Raw genomic sequence first — 615 nt, 5'->3', positions numbered from 1 at the left:
GGCGCCGACGGCAAGGATGGCCGTGACGGTCGCGACGGCCGCGATGGGCTTGACGGCAAGGATGGCCGCGATGGTCGCGACGGTGAGGACGGCCGCGATGGCGTCGACGGCAAAGATGGTAAAGATGGCGAAGACGCTGATATGTCCTCCGCTGTTGGTTACTCATTCCTTGGAGCGATTCTCGGTGGCGGTCTAATCGTTTCCATCTTCGGCGCTATTGATTACCTCTACCTGCTGGGCTACCTGCCCAAGGAAGGCATTCCGTGGCGCGCTAACCGCTAAGACCAACTCGTAGTTCCAGCCTGAGCAGAGAAATCTCAGGCAGAGCACTACAGAACAGCCCCATTGCATCCGCAGTGGGGCTGTTTGCATGAGCGATTGAAGGGTAGGCAAGCGCAGTATTGGGTCAAAGCTCGCTGTTTATAGCAGCGTGAGTGCGCAGCTCAGAGCTGTCCGTGATGGCGTTTACCCTCCCGTCGGGATGGCACAATGAACACAGCGGTGTTGACCAGATGGCTTCTCGCAATAAGCGCAGTATTCCTGTGGCGGTTCTAGGCGATGAGTAGGTCGAAAACACCGGACTATTGAAGCGTCCTGGGTTTAGTTCCTACCTCA

At 57.2% G+C, this 615-nt stretch carries 1 pseudogene; it reads left to right on the top strand.

The window, feature by feature from the left end:
- A pseudogene (locus tag HMPREF2604_RS14055) lies at positions 1-282 on the top strand (hypothetical protein); the annotation flags it as partial.
- Positions 283-615 lie beyond the last annotated feature (333 nt).

The organism is Corynebacterium sp. HMSC055A01, assembly GCF_001809405.1.
Classification (GTDB): Bacteria; Actinomycetota; Actinomycetes; order Mycobacteriales; family Mycobacteriaceae; genus Corynebacterium; species Corynebacterium hesseae.
Note: the sequence above shows the minus strand (reverse complement) of the source record. Positions and strands in the feature narration are given on the sequence as shown.